This is a genomic window from Flavivirga jejuensis (assembly GCF_030540765.1).
In the GTDB taxonomy this organism is placed as follows: domain Bacteria; phylum Bacteroidota; class Bacteroidia; order Flavobacteriales; family Flavobacteriaceae; genus Flavivirga; species Flavivirga jejuensis.
Genome location: NZ_JAUOEL010000005.1, coordinates 139,201 through 161,751, shown reverse-complemented (window position 1 = coordinate 161,751; position 22,551 = coordinate 139,201). Strand labels below are relative to the sequence as shown.

Genomic DNA, 22,551 nt, shown 5'->3' with positions numbered 1-22,551 from the left:
ACTTCGACAAGGATGTTTTATCCAGAATCTATCTGACGGAGGCATGGTAGTCAGGTTAAATTTACCCGCCTCAATCAGATTGATAGAGAATAAAAACGATTTGCTAATAACTAAGTATATGGCGTGCCGATAGGCCAACGCTATATGCCTTGTTGACTGATCCATTACTTAGAATAAGGGGGGAAACGTTTTTTTGAGGTGTTTTTATAAAAGATTATCTATAAAAAGAGATATAAAGAAGGGCACACTTAAGGTAATAAAGCATCTGTTTTCTCACCTTTTTGTTTCTAAACACATTTAAAACAGCGTTTTAGTGTTTGTTATTTGAGTATAGGCAGTAGTAACCTCTATGGGCACATTGCCATATCTTTACTGTTTGTATTTGAGGATTTTACGTGTTACTATTTTTTTGTAATTCTTTGGAGGCCCTCGACTATCAAAAGTTAATATCGTGATTAAAGTTCCTTTTTTACAAGCTCTACAGCACCCCGCTAGCGCGGAAATGTTTTCCGTGCCCGTAAATAAATAAAAGAAGGCTTTTGTAGTGAGGTGAAAGCTTCATATAATGGGTTATGTTTAAGATAATGAATCACGGATTAAAAATCCGTGCTATTGGGCTATTTGAACCCATGGGCAACAGTACATACATTGATTGCGCCATTCATTTGCAACATAATGCATTGAAAACAACATAAATATTCGTCATTTGCAGAATATGCTAGGACATAGTTCGCCAAAAACAACAGAAATTTATACCACAACTATTGAAATTAACATAAGACCATTATATGTCCATTGGATGCTTTATTAAAAAGTAATACATTGCATGTATAAACGATATAACCACAATTGGATCACTATTTATTGTAGTTATACAATTGTTATGTGTAATGAAGAATATTATGGAAAAACTATTGCCTGAAAAAGTTGCTCAAATTATCCCAATGCTAGAAAATGCGTTAGTTGATTTATTTGAATTGCATAAAAATGAACTAGCTCCTATGGAGTATGATATCAGTGGAATCTCCTTTGATTTAATTCCATCGGCATATCAAACATATTCTGCCATTTCATTTCGACAAGATAAGGATCATAAGGATTCTGATACTTACGTTGATGATGAAAGCCTACGTTATAGTCCAGCAGACTGGGAATACTATAGCATTTTTGAACATTCAAATTGTAAATCAGTAAAGTTCAAAGAAGCCTCTGAATTCGTGTTTAAATTATTCGAAGAATTATATGAAAGTGTAGAAGATTATAACGGATTACAACAAGACATTAATCATTTGATACTCACTGCCGCAGCTACCGCTTTACTTAAACCTTCTGTTGCAGCAAAACTAAAAGAGTGCGGTATCCTTAATGCACCGACTCTAGATGCGGAACCTGACTTCTGTTTTGAATATATCGTAAAAGACGAAGACCGTCCGTTTAACTTTAACTATTGTGAATATGTCATGGCGACTAGAGCAACCAACCAAGTGATTAATAAACTCAAACTATAATACACATAATCGTGTAGACGGGTGACGACTTAAAGTCGCCACTGCGCCTCACACACCACCCAGCGTACGGGTCTCGTACTGGGCGGTTCACCAAATTGAAATAAGCTTGCCCTTCTTCTATCCCTAAGCGAATTAGGTTTTTACGTTTCCGCTCTAGTTTCTTCCAATCATGCCAAATGCAATACCGTAACCGATTTCGTAACCATTCATCTAGCTTTTTAACTTTTGCATAGATCTTGGTTAGGCGGTAATTAGTCATCCATCCTCTACAAACATCATTCAGACGTTCGAGACGCTCTAATAACGACATGGGCTTGGTTTTCTTGGTGATACTTTTGAGCTTACGCTTTAACTTTCCCCAACTTTTCTTTGCTATTACTAATTGATAGTGTCCTTTTAATCCCTTTTTATAGATGGGGACAAATCCATGTCCCAATAATTCGAAATTTACAGGACGACGTATACCGCTTTTGGCTTTGTTAATAGGTAACTTTAGTTTTTCTTTTAGAAAATGAGAAACCATAGTTTCTATCCGATTTGCCTCCCTTTTCGTTTTTGCATAAATGCTAAAATCATCTGCGTAACGCAGGTAATACAATCCTTTTCGTTTCATCTCTTTATCCAATACGTCTAACATAATATTAGATAATATTGGACTTATAGGGCTACCTTGTGGAATGCCTTTGCGACGTTTACAAAATTTCCCATTTATTAGAATGGGCGCTCGTAGCCATTTACGAAGTAACCGTAAGGTCGTTGGACATTTTACCTTATTGTAGATAAGCTGTAATAGGATACAATCGTCGACTTCATCAAAGAATCCTTTTAAGTCGATATCTACAATCTCGGCGTAACCTGAATTGATATACGCCTGAGCTTGTAATACGGCCTTCTGGATGTTCTTCTGCGGACGAAATCCATAACTAGTGGGTTCAAATTCGTACTCGAATTTAGCCATTAATTGGAGATTTACCGCCTGTTGTAACCATCGATCTACTACTGTTGGGATTCCTAATAGACGCGTTTTACCATTACCTTTTGGAATACTTACTCCTAAGATTGGTGCTGGTATATAGCTATGCTCATGGATTTCTGTGAGTATGGTCGCTAGGTGGGCTCTGATATAATCAGATAGTTCCGTGGTTTTCATACCATCAATGCCACTTGATCCCTTATTTCGCATCACATCGCGTGCTGCTTTATCTAGGTTCTCTGCTGCTAATACGTTTGTAATCATAGGTATTAATAATTTGTAATCTCCTGTTGGTTTAAGAAAAGGCTTGCTTTCGCATCCTAGTCGAATTCCAACTTAATTTAATGTTCTGTCCTTCCCTACTTGTGAGACCATCTGTGGTTTTCACAGCTCGTTTCCTGTAGGTAATATGACTTCTGCTGACTTCTCCATTATACCAACTCGTGATTATGGAGACCTCCCCAGGTAATGGCATCTTCTTTCACTCAATCACTGCCGTATCTACATATCTACCCGTTTGATACTATTTTGGGCGTTGCAATGATGTGCTTGCTTACCCGAGTAATTATGCCTCTGTATACGGTTTCTGTTCGTCAGTACCGAGCTTTGTAGTATCGCTTCCTTCAGATAAAACCTCACGATTTTCACCCTTGCGACTTACTAATGCTTCAAGACGTTACTCCTGCGCATAAGGGACTTGCACCCTCTAGATTAATTATTTACCTTTCGGTAATTAAAAGATGCCCATGCTGGGCACACACACTGTGTAAAAATGCATTGAAACGCATTTTACATTAAACATAATTTGAAAAAATGAACATTGATTTAAAAAAACATATTTTACCATTCGGAATTATGGTCTTACTTTTTTGGTTAAGCAAGACTTATAATGAATTTATTGGAGCATTTGTCTTTTTAATTGTTGGTGGCGGGTTTTTATTTGCAGGATTCTATATGCGAAATTCAAATCGCCGAATTCAAGCCAACGGAATTAAAACGAAAGCCAAAATTATTGACTTTGCCGAGGAACGCTCGAAAGACACCGATGGATATTCGCAAGTTCATCACTTTCCAATTGTCCGTTTTAAAGACAGAAACGGAATTGAAACTACTCAAAAATTAGATACGAGTGCAAACCCAAAACGAATTAACGAACGGATTGATATTATCTATTTGAAAAAAGAGAATGAATACGAAATAATGATAAACACCGAATTCTGGAAAACATATTTCCCACTAATTTTTATAATAGGTGGATTTATATTTTCTGGAGGCGGAATTATATGGTTGATAAACAAAATCTGAATAAAAAACTACCTACAACATTGGTGGCTGTTGCACAACTACTTTTTTTGACTGAATTAGGTCATTTCTGAGAACTTTAAAAACAATGAACATTGATAGTCAACAGCTTAATAATTGTTTAAAAATTAAAAACACATGATTCCCTAAAAATTTTGAGTTGTGCAACAGTCACAATGTATAAGAAAACATAGAGTTTTTATACTTAATCAAAAAGTCTGTGTTTATTTGCAAAGTCGCTAAATATAAAATTTGTCATTTATAGTAGAAAAGATAAAAGACACTTTATAAGAATAAAGTGTCTTTTCTTTTTTATTATCTGATTCCGTTTTTTAGAACGACACTTATTAGTATTGCCAAATCTTGTATCTATCCATTATTAAAAGCCCTATCAACTTTTTTAAAATAAATCCATGGATTAAGCACTTGAATTATTAGCACCATAAAACAAATTAAAAAATAGAGAGGGTTTTATGATTTACAATCGTTATTAATGCTAATGGAAACGAAACAGGTTAAACCTCAAAATATTTTGAACAAATTATTTTCTAGATTATGAAACAAATTAAAAAAAATTACAAAAAAACATTTCAGAAAACAAATCTATTAGTACTACTAATATTCATTCTTTCTAGTTGTAGTAGCGACGACGATAATGGGTCCCAACCTAACCTAAGTAGTGAAAACCTCATTACTAGCATTGTCTTTACTACTGCGAATAACACGGTACTGTCCGAAGATATTACTGCTGTTATTAATCAAGAGAACTTAACAATAACTCTTTTGTTTCCATCGGGAACAGATATCCACAACCTAATACCTACAATTGCTATTTCAAATTTTGCTACAGTAACCCCAGAATCTGATGTAAGTGTCGATTTAACTTCTCCTGTAATATATAGCGTTAAGGCAGAAGATGGAACGATTAGAAATTATACAATAAATGCTACTGTTTCCGAGCCTTTTTCAGACAGAGAGATCTTGGAAATATTTTATAAAGCCAACTTTATTAATACTTTAGACTGGAATTTAAACGCCGATTCTATGAATTCCTGGACAGGTGTTACCGTAGTTGATGATCGTGTAACAGAATTAGCTCTTTCTTCTAAAAACATAAACACTGTACCAGCTGAATTTGGTGGTCTTTCTAGTTTAAAAGCACTTGACATTTCAGAAAACAACCTTAGCAATTTTCCAATAGAATTAGGACAATTAAACAACCTAGAACGGTTAGTCGCCAATGAAAATGAAATAAGTAGTTTGCCTGCAGAAATTGGTAATTTAACAAACCTTAAGTATTTAATGGTTGAAGACAATAGATTAACAAGTCTACCAACCGAAATAGGAAACTTAAATCAAGTTACCTCTTTAAACTCATCTAATAACTTTTTGGTTCAAATTCCATCCGAAATTGGAAATATGAGTAGCTTAAAGACTTTAACTTTAAATAATAATGAAATTAATAGTTTGCCTGACGATATTGGTAATTTAAGTAATTTAGAAACACTCGCTCTCGTAAACAATCAATTGGCTTTACTTCCTGCTACTATTGGAAATTTAGACAAAATAATTACTTTAAATTTAGGCTACAATAACTTATCTATTATTCATTCTAATATAGGCTCGTTGTCTGCTGTAGAATATTTAAAATTAAATAACAATCAAATCGTAATGCTCCCTTTGGAAATTGGAAACCTCACTACCCTTAGAGAGTTAGATTTGTCAGATAATATGTTAAGAAGTATTCCTTCCTCAATAGGCGACTTAACAACAATGAGATTACTTAACCTTATTAGCAATGAATTAACTACAATTCCTAAAAAGGTTTGTAATTTAGGGAGTGTAATAAGTCTAATACTCACAGATACAAATGTTACTTGCTTATAAATACAGATATAAGTAACAGCTAAAAAATTAGATTTTATTCTATAAGATCTTTGAAAAGATAAAAGGCACTTTATGAAAATGAAGTGTCTTTTTCTTTTTTTATTATCTGATTCCGTTTTTTAGAATGACACTTATTAAAATTGTCAAATTTTGTATTCATCGGGAACAGATATTATCCACAGCTAATAGCTTCCTTACGGGGTGTTTCACGTGAAACACTTTGTTTTTATTCTGTTGTAGTTGTGATGTTTATCATTTGTAAACGATAATACCATTAAGATTTATACTACAAAAAAGCGTATTATTATACAAACTAAAGAGGCGTTTCGTAGGTTTCATTCTGCCTTTAAAGGCAAAAATCAAATTTTGTTATTTTACCTCACCCAGAACAGCAAAAGAGTGATATAATTGGAAATCCCGACACAAGTCGGATAATTTTTAGATTAAATTAAACCTTTAATAACTTAATAGGTCTAACACATTAAAACACTTTTTAACTTTGCTAGTAATTATATTTTTTAAACAACAAAAAAGACGTCTTTTATATCTTATTTTAATAATTTCTTTTTGTTTAAGTTGTAAAAACGAAAAAAAAGAAGTGTTGATAACAAATAAAAGTGTTTCTAAAATTAGCAATGATATTCCTATTTACAATTTTAATGAGCTAGAACCTCTTCTTTATACTAAAACCAATAAGACATACGTTATTAATTTCTGGGCCATGTGGTGTGCTCCATGTGTTAAAGAATTACCATATATTCAACAATATGCTAACAAAAATCCAAATGTAGAAATAATACTCGTAAGTCTTGATTTTCCAGAAGATATTGAAACAAAACTCAAACCTTTTTTAAAGCAAAAAAATATTACTTCTAAAGTCATTTTATTAGATGATCCAGATTCTAATAGTTGGATAGATAAAATAGACCCGAATTGGTCTGGCGCTATTCCTTTCACTATCATTTTTAATAATAAAAAACGAGGCTTTTTTGAACATACTTTCTCTAGTTTAGAAGATTTAGAAAACACCATAACAGAAACCTTAAAACTCTAAAAATAATCTATTTATGAAAAAATTAATTTTATGCATTGCCGTAGTTGGTCTAGTATCCAGTGTCCTTGTTTCTTGTAATAATAAAGCAAAACAAAACACAGATATTTCTGCAGAAAACAATAACCCAGAAAGAAAAGGACCTCCTCCTGGAGACCGCAAGGGACCACCACATAATGGAGAAAGAAAAGGACCTCCTGGTGGCCATGGTCCAGAGCAAACAAAAACATTAGAAGAAATTGGAGGCTATAAAATCGGAGACGTTGCTACCGATTTCAATCTTAAAAATGTGGATGGTTCTATGGTTTCATTAGCAGGTATAAACAATGCAAAAGGATACATTGTAACGTTTACTTGTAACGAATGTCCTTTTGCAAAAATGTATGAAGACCGTTTAATCGAACTACATAATAAGTATGCTACAAAAGGATATCCAGTAATTGCTATTAATCCTAATAACCCTAAAAATGAAAAAGAAGGGTATGAAGCCATGCAAAAAAGAGCCAAAGAAAAAGGATTTCCATTTGCTTATTTAGTTGACGAAGGTCAAAAATTATATCCAAAATACGGAGCTGTTAGAACGCCACATGTATTTTTATTAGATAAAGAACGTAAAGTTCAATACATTGGTACCATTGATGACAATGCAAGATCTGCCGAAAATGTAAAGGTAAAATACCTTGAAAATGCCATAGAAGCCATAGAAAAAGGAGAAAAACCGAATCCAAGTTTAACAAAAGCTATTGGATGTCCAATTAAAGCTTAATTCTACTTAGTTTTAGAATACAAAAACAGCCATCTTAGCGCAAGTTATTAAAACTTGCGCTTTTTTTATACGTTTATTCTATTCAAAAGAGTAATAGAATAGGGCAAACGCATAAAAAATTCCGTATACATTTTGAATAACTGTTTATCAAATAACTAGGATTGAATTGTCATGCAGAACGTAGTGAAGCATCTCATATTTTTGAATAATGATCAATGTATTTAAGAGATTCTTCCTCATACTTCATCAGAATGACAGAACAAGGACTTTTAAATAATAGAAAAAAATTTAATGCGTTGCCCTGAGTAATAAAATCATTATTGGCTATACCTAAGGCACTAAAAAATAATAGACTACTTAAATTTTTTCTTTTTTGAATTATAAATCCCCCTTTACTTCTTAAACCATCTTTCTTTTTTATAGATCCCTGTTTTAGCTACACGTTCACGGTTGTTGAGCCTTAAATGAGTCCTTGTAATTTGTTTATTTCTATAACCCAACAAATGAAAAAACGACTTAACAAAAAACCTGGAAACCTTTAAATTAACCTGTAAAACACCTTCATCTTTATTTAACCAGGAAACACCAGGTAATGTTACTAATAAACTATCAAATTTTGTGCGCCTTAAAAAGGTTGATAATTTTAAGTAAAAAGGGTTGATACGTCTTATAATAAAAAAGCCTTCGGCCCCTTTAGTTTGATACAACGGCATAAAAATACGTCCATTATATTTTGCTTTTAATTCTCTACTATTGCTTATAGCTATTGGGATCCCTTTATCTATGGCTTGAAAACTTTTAAACCCATTTATCATGGTAAAAGTTTCGTGAGATTGTATCTTATGAAGATAAATAACTTCAAAAATATCAATAATATTAGCAGCCTGTGTCTGTAATTGTTTATAATGATCTAAGAAATTGGTAACAGCTGCTGCTTTCAAAATACCCGAAAACACTAAAGCCAAATAAATAAATGCCCTATTATTCGTGATAGCACTTAGATCGTCATGCTGCCCAGATTCAAAACCTAAAGACACATAACCTAATTCGTTTATATAACTTAACAAGGGACCATTTAAATACTCTTCTATGCCCAACACAATGGGAACGGGAAACTGTTTAGAAAATTTTCGGTTTATTAACGCGTCATTAATCGTTATAAAAGGTAAAGTTTTACTTGATGTGGTATGTAGGTCTATAAAATAAAATGGTGGTTTTTCGGTCTCTAAAATAGTGTTTAAAATAGTTAATAGCTCCAGCAATTCTGATTCATCATCATTTAAAACCACTTTTTTCTTAATAGCTTCAATACGTTCTTTAGTCCAAAGTCGGTTTAAATCCTCATCAACATATCGTTGGTTTAATTTAAGTGCTTTTAAATTGCCCGAAATTCCATAAATAACACCTTTTACCTTTAAAGCGTCAATACCCTCTAAAACCTCTTTTAAAGCATAAATTCCAGAGGTCTCATTACCATGAATACCGCCAAAAAATACCATCGTCGATCCTGGTTTTGATCCTTCTATCTTACCAAGTATTCTTTTTACAGTTATGCTGTTATCTCGTGCTTTACTATATACATCGATCATGTATTAAAATCATTTCTAGTGATCAAGCCTACTAATTTATTTTGTTTTACCACTGGAAGACTCCCTATATTGTTATCGTTCATTAGTTTTTTTGCGACATGAATAGGTGTGTACTCATCTGTAGTTATAATAGCTGTTCTCATTATTTTACCAACCGAATCATGTTGTTGTTTAGGGGTTTCTAAAAACGATTTAACGTCTGTCCAACTTATTAAACCTAGCAATTCCCTACCATTATTTATAATTGGCACATGGTGAATGTTCTTCCATTTCATGATATTTAAGACCAATTCAATACTATCTTTTTTATCGACAGAAAAAATGTCGGAACTCATAATATGCTTTACAACTCTTTGTTCTTTAAATGGAAAATCATTGCTATCGTGTAAGATTCCCCAAGTAGAAACTGGATATCCTTTTTCTTGCTTTTCATACATTTTAGAGGTTAATATTTGCATGGCCTCAAAACGTTTATGCGTTTTTAATAATTGCCTAAAGTTTCTAACAAGCCACTCTGAACCACTATTACCCTGCACTCTATCTTTAATAATTTTTAAATAATATTCTGCATCTTTTGGTGATACCCCAGCACTATATAAGCCTTTATATGCCATAGGTAAAAGCTCATTTAAGATTAAATCGTAACTGGAAATATACGTACCATTCCAATAAAATTGGGTTGCTATCCCATATCGGGCGGCATTAAAAAAGTTTGTTTTTACATCTTTAAAATCCCATTGTTTATGTATATTTTTATACTTTTTGGGTTTGCCTAGCATAACACCCACCCAAAATGCCATGTTTGCAATTTCATCAACAGGAGTTGGACCCGAAGGGATATATCTGTTTTCAATTCTTAAATTTGGTTTGCCATCTATTGTACCATAACAAACGCGATTCCAAGGATATACAGTGCCGTTATGGAGCCCTAAAGCTCTTAGTTTTGGAATTTCGTTGTTATTTAACATATCAACACTATCCTTAATAAAACCAGTAGTAATAAAGCTTCTAAACCTGGAAATATTATCTTTAAAAATATCGATCGCAGATCCTGTTTGCCATTTGTTCCCAAAACTAACTCGCGACAATTTATCGTTTAATAGATAGGAATTAGCTCTGGTATCAATACTTTGTGTAAATAGGGCTATTCGGGTCTCTCTCCAAAGTTCTTTACCAAATAGCAATGGCGAGTTAGCACATATACTTAAAATAGGTCCAGAAATAGCTTGTGCCCAATTATAACTATCTACGAACGTTTTCGGACTTAATTGTAAATGCATCTGAAAACTGGTATTGCAGCCTTCTAACATCACAGAATCATGCCATAAATTTAATTCATCTGCACCTTTAATATGGATATCGAAATTTTGTTTTCTTATTCTTTTTATTTCATCATTTAATACAGAATACCGTTCAACATTGGTCATATTCTCCTCATTAGCATTGTTAATAGATAATGATGGTAAAATGCCTGTCAATATTATTTTAATATCTTTCTTAGACGCTACTTTCTTCCCCTTTTCCAATAGTGTTTTCAACTGCTTATGCAACCGTGAAAAACAAGTGCCTCCAAGTATTACAGGATCTAAATTTATCTCAAGATTATAGTTGCTAATCTCTGTTGTAAAATGGTCGTCATCAATATCTTTTAAAAGCTCTAACGACTTACTCTCTGGTAAAAATTGATTGTTTACCAAACAAAATTCTTGTTCTGCACCTATTCTATGAACATCTTCTTCTATCAAACCTTTTTCAATCATTAGATCAAGAGCCTTAATATCATTTAATAAATGATGAATGTAATTAGCCCTATCCTTTTTAGTCTTTAGCTTTATAATATTTAAGTCACCCATTCTATAGAATACTTTAATTATTTTTAAACTATTAAGTTACTACGATTCAATGAGTTTAAATATGATTTTTATCATGCAGATATATTGCAATTGAGGTGTTAATTGTTATTGCTATTTTTGCATTCATATATTTACATATGTCTACATCATATCCTAAGAAAGAAAAACTTAAAAGCAAAAAGCTTATCGAACAATTGTTTGAACGAGGACAATCTGTTTCGGCTTTTCCCTTACGGTTAGTCTACCTTCAAACAACTTTTGATGATGATGTTATCGCTAAAACAGGCGTATCTGTAAGTAAACGAAATTTTAAAACAGCTGTAGATAGAAACCGCATAAAACGATTATTAAGAGAGGTTTATAGACTAAACAAAGCTGTGTATTTTAACAACATTACAACACAATATGCGTTTATGATTTTGTACATTGGCAAAGACAAACCAACCTTAACCCAAATAGAATCTAAAATGAAACCTTTGTTTGAAAAATTTTCCAGCAAAGTTTCATAATAAAAAGATACTTTAACTATGAAATACTTATTAAAAAAGAAAATCATAATTCCTATACTGGCAAGTCTCCTTTTTTTTGCTGGAACTTCTTTTAAAAATGATTTTTTCGAAATAGCGAAGCAAATAGAAATATTTACAACGCTTTTTAAAGAGCTCAACATGAATTATGTTGATGAAACAAACCCAGGTGATTTAATGGATACTGCTATTAAAAGTATGCTAGCAGGTTTAGATCCATACACCAATTTTATGAACGAACAGGATGTTGAAGCTGCTAGAATTAATAATACTGGCGATTATACGGGCATAGGTGCCAGAGTAAAAACATTTAAAGATAAATTGGTTATTGTAGAGCCTTATAAAGACTATCCAGCAGATAAAGCGGGTTTAAAAGCTGGAGACGAAATTATTAAAGTTGGTGACATTAGCATAGATACTTATAAAGAAGATGCTGGCAGCTTATTAAAAGGCACTTCAGACACATCTGTAGAAGTTACTTATATACGCCAAGGTAAAACTCAAACTGCCACTATAAAAAGAGCTGAAGTTGAAATTAAGGCTGTACCACATTTTTCGATGGTTAACGATAAAACAGGTTATATTGTTTTAAGCAGATTTAATAATAAAGCACATGCAGAGACCAATTATGCTTTACGTGATTTAAAAGCTCAAGGAGCAGAACATATTATTCTGGATTTAAGAGGAAACCCAGGAGGACTGCTTAATGAGGCTATTAAAATTGTGAACCTTTTTGTGCCTAAAGGCCAATTGGTAGTCACCACAAAATCTAAAGTTAAAAAATATAATAAAACGTACTATACACAAAGTGAACCTATTGATACCAAAATACCATTAGTAGTTTTAATTGATGGAAGTAGTGCTTCGGCAAGCGAAATTGTATCGGGTTCGTTACAAGATTTAGATCGCGCTGTTATTGTAGGCGCCAGAAGCTTTGGTAAAGGTTTGGTACAGCGCCCTAAGCTACTTACTTACGGTACACAGGTTAAAATAACTATTTCAAGATATTATACCCCTTCTGGCAGATGCATTCAATCTTTAGATTATTGGAACAGGAATAAAAAAGGAGAAGCGGTTCGTGTAAAACAAGAAAATTATAACGAGTTTAAAACCAAAAACGGTCGTAAGGTATTTGATGGTGGCGGCGTATTTCCAGATGTTATTTTTAACGCTTCTAAAAATTCGGCAATCACAAATGCCATAGTAAACAGCGACTTAATATTTAATTATGCCACAGAGTATTATTATAAAAATACTCCAAACGATATTAATAGTTTAAAGCTTTCGGATGCTGACTTTTCAAATTTTAAAAATTATTTAAAAACGAATAACTTTTCTTTTGAAACAGATACAGAAAAGGCTCTATACAAAGCTTTTGAAACAGCAACTAAAGAAGAATTGAATGATAATATTGAAAAAGACTTTAAGACTTTGGTATCTAATTTAAGAGTCTCTAAAACTGGTGTTATAGACGAGAATAAAGATTATTTATTAGAATTATTAACAGAAGACATCGTAAAAAGATATGTTTACAGAGAGGGGTTGTATGAATATTATAAAGTAAACGATTCTAAAATTAAAAAAGCAACAGAAATACTTAGTAAACCCTCAACTTACTTTGATTATTTAAAGTAAGATTTACTTATTTCTATATAAAAAAAATTAAAACAGTATATTTATACCTGTTCTATTATCTTACCTATGAATAAATTTTTGTTATTAATATTAATAACACTTAATAGTGTATCTGCGTTTTCTCAAAAAGAATTAACGCACGAGGTTTACTTTGATACAGATAAATACAATCTACCGCCAACTGAAAAAAATCGTTTACTACTCTTTATTTCAACATTGACGGATATAGACATTGAAAGCATATCTATATTTGGCTTTTGTGATGATATTGGTGCCGATACTTATAATCTAAAACTTTCTCAACAACGTGCAATCGCTATAAAAACTATTTTTTCTAGTAATGAAATTAGCGATGATTTAATTACTAATGTTGATGGAAAAGGTGAAATTCTATTAAAGATTATTGAAGAAAAAAACCTACTAAAAATAAGAGGTTTAAATAGAAAAGTAGAAATTATAGTAAAGCAAAAAGTACCAAAGCCAAAACCAGTCGAAAAAAAGCCTGTTCCAAAAGTCGAAAAAAAGAAAGATGTTCCAGAATTAATTAAAGGCGATCTTAAAGTTGGTGATAAAATAATTTTTAAAAATATTTTATTTAAAACTGGTTATAGTACAGTAACCTCAGGATCTAAAAAAACACTGGAGGCTATCGCAAAGGCACTTGTTGAGCGAAAAGGGATTTATTTTACTATTCAAGGGCATGTATGCTGTACACAATACAGTAGAGATGCTGTAGATAGAAAAACTAAAAAACGAAACTTATCTGAAGCCAGGGCAAAATATGTTTATGATTATTTTGCCAAAAAAGGTGTTGACAAAAAGAGGATGCGTCATTTAGGGATGCGTCGAAAATTTCCTCTTGGTGGTGACCCAAAATTTGATAGGCGTGTTGAAATTTTAATAACCTATGTGGGTGATTAAAAAATACTTATGCTTTTTAGTATTAGTATTACTAAGTTCTATTGGTACGTCTCAAAGTACCACATTTGTTCCAGACGATAATTTTGAACAAGCTTTAATAACTTTAGGTTACGATACAGGACCTTTAGATAATTTAGTCCTAACGGCAAATATAAGCGGTCTTACGGAGTTATTTATAGAAAATGAAGGTATATTAGATCTTACCGGTATTGAAGCCTTTACGGCTTTAGAAATCCTTAATTGTGAATCAAATAATCTAACAAATCTCAACGTTACACAAAATACACGCTTAATTCATTTATTTTGCGGTAATAACCAATTAACCAATTTAGATGTTACTCAAAATAGAGATTTACAAATTTTATGGTGTGATTCTAATCAATTAACCAGTCTTGATGTTACTCTAAACACATTATTGATTTCATTAAGGTGTGAAAATAATATGCTATCTAATTTAGATGTTACGCAGAATACTCGCTTAAATGTTTTAGTATCTGAACACAACCAAATAGCTTCCTTAGATACATCCCAAAATAATACATTAAGTACATTTCAATGTGGTAATAATCTAATAAGCAGTCTTGATCTTTCTAATAATCCGAGTCTAACTTTCTTTTCTTCTGAAAACAATCAACTAACCAATTTAGACCTTTCTATAAATAATCAATTAATAACTTTAAATTGTGCATTTAATGAATTAGCAGAATTAAATCTTTCCAATAATTCTAACCTTACCCAACTGGATTGTAGTAATAACAATCTATGCAGATTGAATCTTAGAAACGGTAATAATGCTAATATTACTGCAATAGATTTTAGGGTTAATCCTGATTTAAACTGTGTTGTTGTTGATAATCCTTCAGGAAATCATTTAATTTGGGAGCCTGTTTCTTTTTCAAATTACATTACTTCTCAAAACGATTGCAGCAATTTTGTTAATGTAGATACTCTTGATAATGTTATAACGAATACGTCTTACATTTTGCCTAGTTTAATAAACGGAAATTACTTTAATCAACCTGGAGGTAATGGCATCTCGTTTAATGCAGGAGAGGCTATTACAACTTCTCAAACCATTTATATTTATAATGAAACTACTTGCGATAGCAACGAATCTAGCTTTAGCGTATTAATTATTGATGAAGATTATTATATCCCAAAATACTTTACACCAAACAACGATGGTAGCCACGATTTATGGCAAGTTTTTGATAGTAATAATTCCATAAAAATGATACATATTTTTAATAAGCACGGTAAACTTTTAAAAACATTACCTCCAAATTCTCCAGGTTGGAACGGCATTTTTAATGGAAAAGTTTTAAATAGTGATGATTATTGGTATGTAATTACTTTAAACTCTAATGAAATTATTAGAGGTCATTTTGCTTTAAAACACTAGTTTATTGGTCTCAACTATAGTTAAATCTAAGCTTTATTACATTTAGCTTCTAAAAAAATTGACACGAATTCATACTAATTAAATTTTACAATTTTTACCTTTTATTTTGGTATTTCACAAAGCAGATTTTCAGTTTCCCAAAACGACTCTATAGACTTTCAATCCATAGGAATTTACTTTTTAATCATAGCAATATGTGGAATATCATCTTCTAAATATTCCACACCAACAGCTGTAAAACCCAAATTAATATAGAATTTTTTTAAATATACTTGTGCCGATATTTTTATTAACGAGGTATTATAATTATCTGTAATAGCTTTTATTGAGGCTTTCATAATATCATAACCATACTTATAAGCACGTTCTTTTTTAGCAACCACCACTCTACCTATACTAGACTCTTTAAAATAATCTCCTGGTTTGAAAATACGGGTATAAGCCACTAATCTATCTTCTTTAAAACCTAAAACATGCAACCCTTTTTGGTCTTTTCCATCAATATCCTGATACACGCAATCTTGCTCAACTACAAATACGTCACTTCTTAATTGTAACAGACTATACAATTCTTGCTTGGTTAATGCCCCAAATGTTTTTACTTGTATTTTTAGCGTCATTTTAAAATTTTACTTAAATATGTTCTCATGGTTAACTTATAATACTCATTAAAAAGGAACTATCTATTAAATAAAAAGAAATCAATAAGTTATAATGAAAGAATAACGATTTTTATTAGTCTTGTACAATCAAATCTTTAGCATCATCCTTTCCAAATTCTGGCTGAATATTTACGTGATTAATATCGTATTTATTAAACACTAAGTTTTCTATTTCGTGTAAAATAACATCAAACTCAGATAAGGTAATATCATTATTAAAATCAATATGTGCTTCTAAATGAATTTCTTCTTCGTTTAATTGCCATACATGAACATGGTGTACATTTTTAATAGATTCGAAAGCATTTATTTCAGCAACAATTTGTTTTAAAGGAATATCGTCTGGAGTAAATAACATTAAAACTTTTGTGGAACTTTTTAATAAATCGAAACCCATCCAAATTAAATAAAGCGCTATAGCAAAAGTTAATACACTATCTACCCAATACAATTGATAATATTTCATTAACAGACCTCCTATTAGTACTGCAATACTTGCCATCATGTCTGTTAATAAATGCAAATAGGCACTTTTCATATTCATATTAGCCTTGGAGTCTTTTTTTAATAAAAGGACACTAAAGCCATTAGCTACAATGCCTAAAAGAGATAACCAAATAACTAAATTAGATGCTATTTCTTCTGGGTTTTGAAATCTTTTAATAGCTTCAATTATTAATAAAACAGCAACAATTATTAAAGTCGAAGCGTTTATAAAAGCTGCTAAAATTTCTGCACGTTTATACCCAAATGTTCTGTGAATTGAGGCTTTTTTTTTCGATAATTTATTAGCTACATAACTTACAACTAAGGAAAGAACATCGCTAAAGTTGTGTAATGCATCACTTAATAAAGCTAAACTACCAGAAACAATACCTCCTATTACTTGAGCAACTGTAATAAGAATATTTAATAAAATGGATATAAAAAGATTACGTCCTTTTAAGTCGTTATGAGTATGTGAATGGTTATGAGTATGAGAATGCCCCATTTAACAAGATAGTGGAATCTTATCTATTCTATTTTGATGTCTACCCCCTTCAAATTTAGTATTTAAAAATATTTCTACCATTTGTAAGGCCTGAGGAATAGCAGTATAGCGTGCAGGAATACATAAAATATTTGCATTATTATGTTGCCTTATAAGTTCTACAATCTCTTTGGTCCAACACAAACCAGCACGTACTTCTTGATATTTATTAGCTGTCATAGCAACACCATTGGCACTACCGCATATTAAAATACCAAAATCTACTTTTTTATTTTTTATATCCTGGGCTACTGGGTGTACAAAATCTGGATAATCTACACTATCATTTGCATCGGTTCCATAGTTATTAACAGTATACCCTTTATCTTCTAAATAGTGTTTAATTGCAAATTTATAATCTGTTCCTGCGTGATCGTTTCCTATAGAAATTGTCATGATTTTATTATCTTGTTTTAATAAAGTATAAAGGTACTAACTTAATTTTTAAAATCATTAATGTCTTTGTTACGTATAAGACTTATTCGCTATTAAAATCAAGAACAAAGGCTGGTTTCTAACTAATTAATAAACAGAATTATAAAAAAAGTATTAGTTAACATTAAAGACAAAATAGCTTAATTATCAATGCTTTATAAATATACTTGAAAAAGGTTTCAAATAAAAGACAATAATTTTAAGGAACAAAAATAGTTAACAATGTGTGTTATTATATTCATTACTTGTTAATAAGTGTTGATTACTTTCTAAAAGAAAAATATTGTTAATCCATTTATTTTTCCAATCAAAAAGTAAGATGACTTTACCAAAAATTTAATTCACTTTTTTTAGCAATGTTATTAGACTAAAAAATGATAGATGTGAACACAAAAAATAAAATAGTTATTAGAAAAAGTAGTTAACTTTAGTTGTTAACAAGTGTTCATATAAATATTAAAATACCTACAAATGAATCTATTAAGATAAATTCTATTGTTAATTAATTATTAATAGAAAGTAAATTAATTATGATCAAAGAAAAATCAAAAAAAGTTATCCTAGCTATTAACACACTATAATATGCATTATTGTTTTTTTAAATTTTAAAAATAAAATAGTATTATAATATATAATGTGGATAACTCAATTAGTTATCTGTTTTAAAATTTTAATGCTAATAAAAGAAGAGTTAAATATTAATCTTTAAATGTTTTATAATCAATAATTTAATATGATTTTACTGTTTCATTTGGCATTAGATATGATATAAATTGAAACAGTTTAGTAAATCTTTATTTATAATTTATCTTAATATCAACTAAGAATATATTTGTTTTAAAAAACATAGATATATAGTATCTATTCTGATTCATTATTTGTTTTAGTAATATAAATTTTTGATTTAAAAATAATTACAAAACAAAATATACTTTTAATAGCTTTTGTTGATTCCAATCTTAAAATATAGGTAAGATCTAATAGACTTATTTAAAGGCGTATTTAATGATCGATTAGGTTTAGGTGTTAATCTTACCTCTAAAAAAAGTATTATTGCAATTATTAGCTTTATAATTAGGTCTGATGCTATAAGTATTTACAAAAAATTAATCTATTATGTAGAAGTTGAAACAAATAGAGGAAAAGTTACTTAGAAACTAGAGATTGAGTTATTAGTAAGAAAAATATTACTTTTTATATTTGTTTGTGTAATTACAAGATAAATTGACAATCATATAAAAAAAGAGTTTTATAAAACAAAAAAAATCCTAGCGTTAACTAGGATTTAATTAATTTATAAATTTTGATTTATCTACTTTTTATAAGTCTCGTTTAAAGCATCAAGAATTGTCTTTGTTAAATCATTTTCATCAGTACCATATAACACAGTTGCAGCTGCATCGCTTGTACCTAAAATATAAGTGTAACCATTTTTCTTTCCGTAATCTTTAACAAAGTCTTTTACTTTAACAATTAAAGAATCTATTTCTATTTGAAAATCTTTTTGAAATTGTTGTTGTTCTATTTGTATTTGTTGCTCTAATTGTTGTGCCTTTTGTTGGAAAGGAGCCATTAATTGTTCGGCTTCTTTTCTTTTATTTCTTTGAAATAAATTTTGTGCTTTAGTTTGGACAGATAAGTACTCATTTTGAAATGCCTTACCAATACTATCTGCTCTTTTTTTTAGAGCTTCTTCTTTTTCTTGAAATTTAGTTTCTAGATCTTTTTTTTCTTGAAAATCATTTATAACAATTCCATTGTCTATAAAACCAATTTTTTCTTTTTGGCAAGATGTTAAAACAAATGCTACCAATAATACATAAACTATTTTATTCATTTTATTATTATTTTAAATCTGAACAAAAATAGTAAAGTACCTTAAAATTCAAGGCAGAATTTCTTTGAATTTAAATTATAATTAATTTTTATAGACTAGTTTAGTATAAATAGCTAATATCTATTAAAAATGGATCGATTTAAAGCGTTTTAAGGAACTTTAAAAATTATGACTGGTGTTTGGATATTTGGTATACTAAAGATTAAAAGAAGTTTCTGAAAATCAATTTTAACTATTTTTAATGATATAAATTAGCGAAGATGCTTCTTTAGACTTAATAGCTTTTAAATTTGAAAGAAATCCAATCCAAAACCCTTTAATAGGATTCATTTTTCCATTCTTGTATTTTTCAGAAAGTAGGCTTACATAAAACGCATCATAAAGCATGGGTTTTATTTTTATGACTTTCATAGAAACTTTAGATATTAATTTAGAAATGGATGTTTTATTAAAATGCCAAAGATGTCTCGGTACATCATAAGCAGCCCAGAATGATTTATAATATTTAGCATCGTAACATTTATAATTAGGAACAGCAATTATTATTGTACCATTAGGTTTTAGTAATTTTTTAATAATTGTAATATGTTCTTCTAAATTTGGTAAATGTTCTAACACATGCCAAAGTGTAATTACATCAAAACTTTCAGCATCAAATTTAAAAAGTTGTTCAGTTTCGAACGCAGCATTATTTGTTTTTTTATTTGTAATTTTTCTAGCTTTTTCATTTGGTTCTATTCCGAAAACTTTCCAATTGTTTTGCTGTGCAATTTGTAAAAAATCGCCAGTACCACAACCAATATCTAAAAGCTTTTTATTTGTAGAAAAAGAAAAGGAATTAATTAATTTTAATTTTTTCTTTAAAGATATGCTTCGAATTATATGATATACTTTTTCAAAGAGATTTCTTTGTGTATCTGTATGCGAAATATAATCTTCACTTTTGTAATAATCTGGTAATTTATCTAAAGATGGTTGTGGTGATGTTTCTAAAAAACCATATTCTAAATTCTGAACTAATGTAAAATTTTCACCAGAAACAGAGTGATCTTTTAAATTTAAATTATTTGAATTTTGTTCCATTTAAATAAATTATAAATTATGTTTAGAATGATGCGTTTTATAATTGGTATAAAATGTTCCACGTGGAACGTTTGAAAATTACCTACCCATATAAACTAATAATACCGAAATATCATTAGGTGAAACACCACTAATTCTTGATGCTTGAGATACGGTAGTTGGTTGTATTTTTTTTAATTTTTCTCGTGCTTCAAAACTCATAGATTTAATTTGTGAGTAGTCAAAATTCTCTGGAATTTTTACATATTCTAACCTGCTTAATTTATCTGCATTGTTTTTTTCTTTAGCTATATATCCTGAATATTTAACTTGAATTTCTGTTTGTTCAATAACTTCATTATCTAAATTATTGTCTTGAATATATTGTTCTACAGCTTCAAATTTTCGAACATCGTCAATTGATATATTAGGCCTGGAAAAAATCTTAAAGATTTTATCAGATTGTTTAACTAAAGCAGATCCTTTAGCTTCTAAAACTGGATTTGCTTCTTCTGGCTTTACACTTGTTTTAGAAAAGAATTCTACAAACTTTTCGGCATCATTGTGTTTTTGTTCCATTCTCTTTAATCGCTTTTCGCTGGCTAATCCAAGTTCAAATCCTTTAGGTGTTAATCTTAAATCTGCATTATCTTGGCGTAATAAGGTTCTGTATTCTGCTCTAGATGTAAACATCCTATAGGGCTCTTCTGTACCTTTCGTAATTAAATCATCTATCAAAACACCTATATAAGCTTCGTCTCTTCTAAGTGTAAAAGCATCTTTTTCGTTTACTTTTAAACTGGCATTTATACCTGCCATTAATCCTTGAGAAGCTGCTTCTTCGTAACCTGTGGTTCCGTTAATCTGACCTGCAAAATATAAACCATCAACAAGCTTAGTTTCTAAAGTATGTTTTAATTGTGTAGGTGGAAAATAATCATATTCTATAGCATAACCAGGTCTAAAAAACTTTACATTTTCAAAACCAACTACAGATCGTAATGCTTTAAATTGTACATCCTCTGGTAAGGATGTAGAGAACCCATTCACATAAACCTCACAAGTATTCCAACCTTCTGGTTCTATAAATAATTGGTGTCTGTCCTTATCTGCAAATCGATTAATTTTATCTTCAATCGAAGGACAATACCTTGGTCCCAAACTTTTAATTCTACCATTAAACATAGGAGACCTGTCAAAGCCTTCTCGAAGTAAATCATGAACCTCAAGACTCGTATAAGTCATATGACAAGAACGTTGATTTTCTAATGATTTGGTTATATCTAAATAGGAAAATTTTTCTGGTTTATCATCGCCTGGTTGTTCTACCATTTTTGAATAATCTAAACTACGACCATCTACTCTTGGAGGTGTTCCTGTTTTCATTCTACCAGATTCAAAACCTAAATTTACTAGCTGTTCTGTAATTCCAGTAGCTGCTTTTTCCCCTGCTCTACCACCACCAAAATTCTTATCTCCAATATGTATAAGTCCATTTAAAAAAGTACCGTTTGTTAGAACAACAGATTTCGCTTTTATCTCTAATCCTAAAGATGTTTTTACACCTGTAACTTTTCCTTTTTCTACTATTAAACCAGATACCATTTCTTGATAAAAATCAAGATTAGGTGTTCCCTCTAAAAGCAATCTCCAGTCTTCTGCAAAACGCATGCGATCACTCTGTACTCTCGGACTCCACATAGCAGGTCCTTTAGATTTGTTAAGCATTTTAAATTGTATAGCAGATGTATCTGAAACGATTCCGCTATAGCCACCAAGCGCATCAATCTCTCTAACAATTTGTCCTTTTGCTATACCTCCCATGGCGGGGTTACAAGACATTTGCGCAATGTTTTGAAGATTCATAGTAACAAGCAAAGTCTTACTACCCATATTTGCAGCAGCAGCAGCAGCTTCACTTCCTGCATGACCTGCTCCAACAACTATAACATCATATACTTCATTAAACATAATTTATGGTTTTAAAAACGTGAGTGTTCCACGTGGAACATATCAATAATTTAAGTTTGCAAATATACGGTGTTTATGTAAAACACCTTTTTAATCTAAAAACTCTCCTACTCTAGTTTGGAGTTTCCATTCCAATTTAC

18 protein-coding genes are annotated in these 22,551 nt (G+C 30.6%); 9 read left to right on the top strand and 9 right to left on the bottom strand.

Features of this window, described 5'->3' with window-relative positions:
* The first annotated feature begins 1,001 nt into the window (after nucleotides 1-1,001).
* Nucleotides 1,002-1,508 carry a hypothetical protein gene (locus Q4Q40_RS14635; RefSeq protein ID WP_303302632.1) on the top strand — a complete coding sequence of 169 codons (507 nt, stop codon included), beginning with the start codon at nucleotides 1,002-1,004 and terminating at the stop codon, nucleotides 1,506-1,508.
* On the opposite strand, the gene ltrA is transcribed toward Q4Q40_RS14635, so the two are convergent.
* Entirely contained in the window at nucleotides 1,498-2,745 is a 1,248-nt protein-coding gene (gene ltrA / locus Q4Q40_RS14630) for a group II intron reverse transcriptase/maturase (RefSeq protein ID WP_303302631.1), read from the bottom strand. The two genes, Q4Q40_RS14635 and ltrA, sit on opposite strands and share 11 nt — an antisense overlap.
* Before the next feature lie 549 nt (nucleotides 2,746-3,294).
* Here ltrA and Q4Q40_RS14625 point away from each other — a divergent pair.
* The 4 genes from Q4Q40_RS14625 to Q4Q40_RS14610 all read left to right on the top strand — a co-directional run bounded on the left by Q4Q40_RS14625 (nucleotide 3,295) and on the right by Q4Q40_RS14610 (nucleotide 7,487).
* Nucleotides 3,295-3,786, top strand: coding sequence for a DUF3592 domain-containing protein (locus tag Q4Q40_RS14625; RefSeq protein ID WP_303302630.1), 492 nt, complete (start codon nucleotides 3,295-3,297; stop codon nucleotides 3,784-3,786).
* A gap of 552 nt (nucleotides 3,787-4,338) precedes the next feature.
* Nucleotides 4,339-5,670 (top strand): leucine-rich repeat domain-containing protein, encoded by a 1,332-nt coding sequence (locus Q4Q40_RS14620; RefSeq protein WP_303302629.1) that lies wholly within the window; start codon nucleotides 4,339-4,341, stop codon nucleotides 5,668-5,670.
* Nucleotides 5,671-6,268: 598 nt separating this feature from the next.
* The gene (locus Q4Q40_RS14615) at nucleotides 6,269-6,724 is read left to right on the top strand and encodes a TlpA family protein disulfide reductase (RefSeq protein WP_303302956.1); all 456 of its coding nucleotides are present in this window, start codon (nucleotides 6,269-6,271) and stop codon (nucleotides 6,722-6,724) included.
* A gap of 13 nt (nucleotides 6,725-6,737) precedes the next feature.
* Entirely contained in the window at nucleotides 6,738-7,487 is a 750-nt protein-coding gene (locus Q4Q40_RS14610; RefSeq protein WP_303302628.1) for a thioredoxin family protein, read from the top strand.
* Nucleotides 7,488-7,879: 392 nt separating this feature from the next.
* Here Q4Q40_RS14610 and Q4Q40_RS14605 read toward each other — a convergent pair whose 3' ends face one another.
* Together Q4Q40_RS14605 and Q4Q40_RS14600 are read right to left on the bottom strand one after the other, a co-directional pair.
* Nucleotides 7,880-9,076, bottom strand: coding sequence for a succinylglutamate desuccinylase/aspartoacylase domain-containing protein (locus Q4Q40_RS14605; protein WP_303302627.1), 1,197 nt, complete (start codon nucleotides 9,074-9,076; stop codon nucleotides 7,880-7,882).
* Nucleotides 9,073-10,929, bottom strand: coding sequence for a glutamate-cysteine ligase family protein (locus Q4Q40_RS14600; protein ID WP_303302626.1), 1,857 nt, complete (start codon nucleotides 10,927-10,929; stop codon nucleotides 9,073-9,075). Before Q4Q40_RS14600 ends, Q4Q40_RS14605 begins: the two co-directional genes overlap by 4 nt.
* Before the next feature lie 137 nt (nucleotides 10,930-11,066).
* Between Q4Q40_RS14600 and rnpA the strand changes: the two genes are divergently transcribed.
* From rnpA to Q4Q40_RS14580, 4 genes are all read left to right on the top strand, one after another.
* Nucleotides 11,067-11,438 (top strand): ribonuclease P protein component, encoded by a 372-nt coding sequence (rnpA, locus tag Q4Q40_RS14595; RefSeq protein WP_303302625.1) that lies wholly within the window; start codon nucleotides 11,067-11,069, stop codon nucleotides 11,436-11,438.
* 18 nt (nucleotides 11,439-11,456) lie between these two features.
* Nucleotides 11,457-13,091: a S41 family peptidase gene (locus tag Q4Q40_RS14590; RefSeq protein ID WP_303302624.1), complete on the top strand. Its 1,635-nt coding sequence runs from the start codon at nucleotides 11,457-11,459 to the stop codon at nucleotides 13,089-13,091.
* A 66-nt stretch (nucleotides 13,092-13,157) separates the two neighbouring features.
* Nucleotides 13,158-14,012: an OmpA family protein gene (locus Q4Q40_RS14585; RefSeq protein WP_303302622.1), complete on the top strand. Its 855-nt coding sequence runs from the start codon at nucleotides 13,158-13,160 to the stop codon at nucleotides 14,010-14,012.
* Entirely contained in the window at nucleotides 14,005-15,414 is a 1,410-nt protein-coding gene (locus Q4Q40_RS14580) for a T9SS type B sorting domain-containing protein (protein WP_303302620.1), read from the top strand. The genes Q4Q40_RS14585 and Q4Q40_RS14580 overlap by 8 nt, the downstream gene beginning before the upstream one ends.
* 173 nt (nucleotides 15,415-15,587) lie before the next feature.
* On the opposite strand, the gene Q4Q40_RS14575 is transcribed toward Q4Q40_RS14580, so the two are convergent.
* The 6 genes from Q4Q40_RS14575 to mnmG all read right to left on the bottom strand — a co-directional run bounded on the left by Q4Q40_RS14575 (nucleotide 15,588) and on the right by mnmG (nucleotide 22,411).
* Nucleotides 15,588-16,034 (bottom strand): GNAT family N-acetyltransferase, encoded by a 447-nt coding sequence (locus Q4Q40_RS14575; RefSeq protein WP_303302619.1) that lies wholly within the window; start codon nucleotides 16,032-16,034, stop codon nucleotides 15,588-15,590.
* 115 nt (nucleotides 16,035-16,149) lie between these two features.
* Nucleotides 16,150-17,067: a cation diffusion facilitator family transporter gene (locus tag Q4Q40_RS14570; RefSeq protein ID WP_303302618.1), complete on the bottom strand. Its 918-nt coding sequence runs from the start codon at nucleotides 17,065-17,067 to the stop codon at nucleotides 16,150-16,152.
* Nucleotides 17,068-17,502, bottom strand: coding sequence for a ribose 5-phosphate isomerase B (rpiB, locus tag Q4Q40_RS14565; protein WP_303302616.1), 435 nt, complete (start codon nucleotides 17,500-17,502; stop codon nucleotides 17,068-17,070).
* Nucleotides 17,503-18,853: 1,351 nt separating this feature from the next.
* Nucleotides 18,854-19,378 (bottom strand): OmpH/Skp family outer membrane protein, encoded by a 525-nt coding sequence (locus Q4Q40_RS14560; RefSeq protein WP_303302615.1) that lies wholly within the window; start codon nucleotides 19,376-19,378, stop codon nucleotides 18,854-18,856.
* Nucleotides 19,379-19,606: 228 nt separating this feature from the next.
* Nucleotides 19,607-20,461, bottom strand: coding sequence for a class I SAM-dependent methyltransferase (locus tag Q4Q40_RS14555; protein WP_303302614.1), 855 nt, complete (start codon nucleotides 20,459-20,461; stop codon nucleotides 19,607-19,609).
* 78 nt (nucleotides 20,462-20,539) lie between these two features.
* A complete protein-coding gene (gene mnmG, locus Q4Q40_RS14550) occupies nucleotides 20,540-22,411 on the bottom strand; it encodes a tRNA uridine-5-carboxymethylaminomethyl(34) synthesis enzyme MnmG (RefSeq protein ID WP_303302613.1) in 1,872 nt (623 codons plus the stop codon).
* Between the last annotated feature and the right edge of the window lie 140 nt (nucleotides 22,412-22,551).

Coding starts and splice junctions, on each gene's coding strand:
- Q4Q40_RS14635 (WP_303302632.1), top strand. CDS start 1,002: ATGGAGTATGATATCAGTGGAATCTCCTTTGATTTAATTCCATCGGCA.
- ltrA (WP_303302631.1), bottom strand. CDS start 2,745: ATGATTACAAACGTATTAGCAGCAGAGAACCTAGATAAAGCAGCACGC.
- Q4Q40_RS14625 (WP_303302630.1), top strand. CDS start 3,295: ATGAACATTGATTTAAAAAAACATATTTTACCATTCGGAATTATGGTC.
- Q4Q40_RS14620 (WP_303302629.1), top strand. CDS start 4,339: ATGAAACAAATTAAAAAAAATTACAAAAAAACATTTCAGAAAACAAAT.
- Q4Q40_RS14610 (WP_303302628.1), top strand. CDS start 6,738: ATGAAAAAATTAATTTTATGCATTGCCGTAGTTGGTCTAGTATCCAGT.
- Q4Q40_RS14605 (WP_303302627.1), bottom strand. CDS start 9,076: ATGATCGATGTATATAGTAAAGCACGAGATAACAGCATAACTGTAAAA.
- Q4Q40_RS14600 (WP_303302626.1), bottom strand. CDS start 10,929: ATGGGTGACTTAAATATTATAAAGCTAAAGACTAAAAAGGATAGGGCT.
- rnpA (WP_303302625.1), top strand. CDS start 11,067: ATGTCTACATCATATCCTAAGAAAGAAAAACTTAAAAGCAAAAAGCTT.
- Q4Q40_RS14590 (WP_303302624.1), top strand. CDS start 11,457: ATGAAATACTTATTAAAAAAGAAAATCATAATTCCTATACTGGCAAGT.
- Q4Q40_RS14585 (WP_303302622.1), top strand. CDS start 13,158: ATGAATAAATTTTTGTTATTAATATTAATAACACTTAATAGTGTATCT.
- Q4Q40_RS14575 (WP_303302619.1), bottom strand. CDS start 16,034: ATGACGCTAAAAATACAAGTAAAAACATTTGGGGCATTAACCAAGCAA.
- Q4Q40_RS14570 (WP_303302618.1), bottom strand. CDS start 17,067: ATGGGGCATTCTCATACTCATAACCATTCACATACTCATAACGACTTA.
- rpiB (WP_303302616.1), bottom strand. CDS start 17,502: ATGACAATTTCTATAGGAAACGATCACGCAGGAACAGATTATAAATTT.
- Q4Q40_RS14560 (WP_303302615.1), bottom strand. CDS start 19,378: ATGAATAAAATAGTTTATGTATTATTGGTAGCATTTGTTTTAACATCT.
- Q4Q40_RS14555 (WP_303302614.1), bottom strand. CDS start 20,461: ATGGAACAAAATTCAAATAATTTAAATTTAAAAGATCACTCTGTTTCT.
- mnmG (WP_303302613.1), bottom strand. CDS start 22,411: ATGTTTAATGAAGTATATGATGTTATAGTTGTTGGAGCAGGTCATGCA.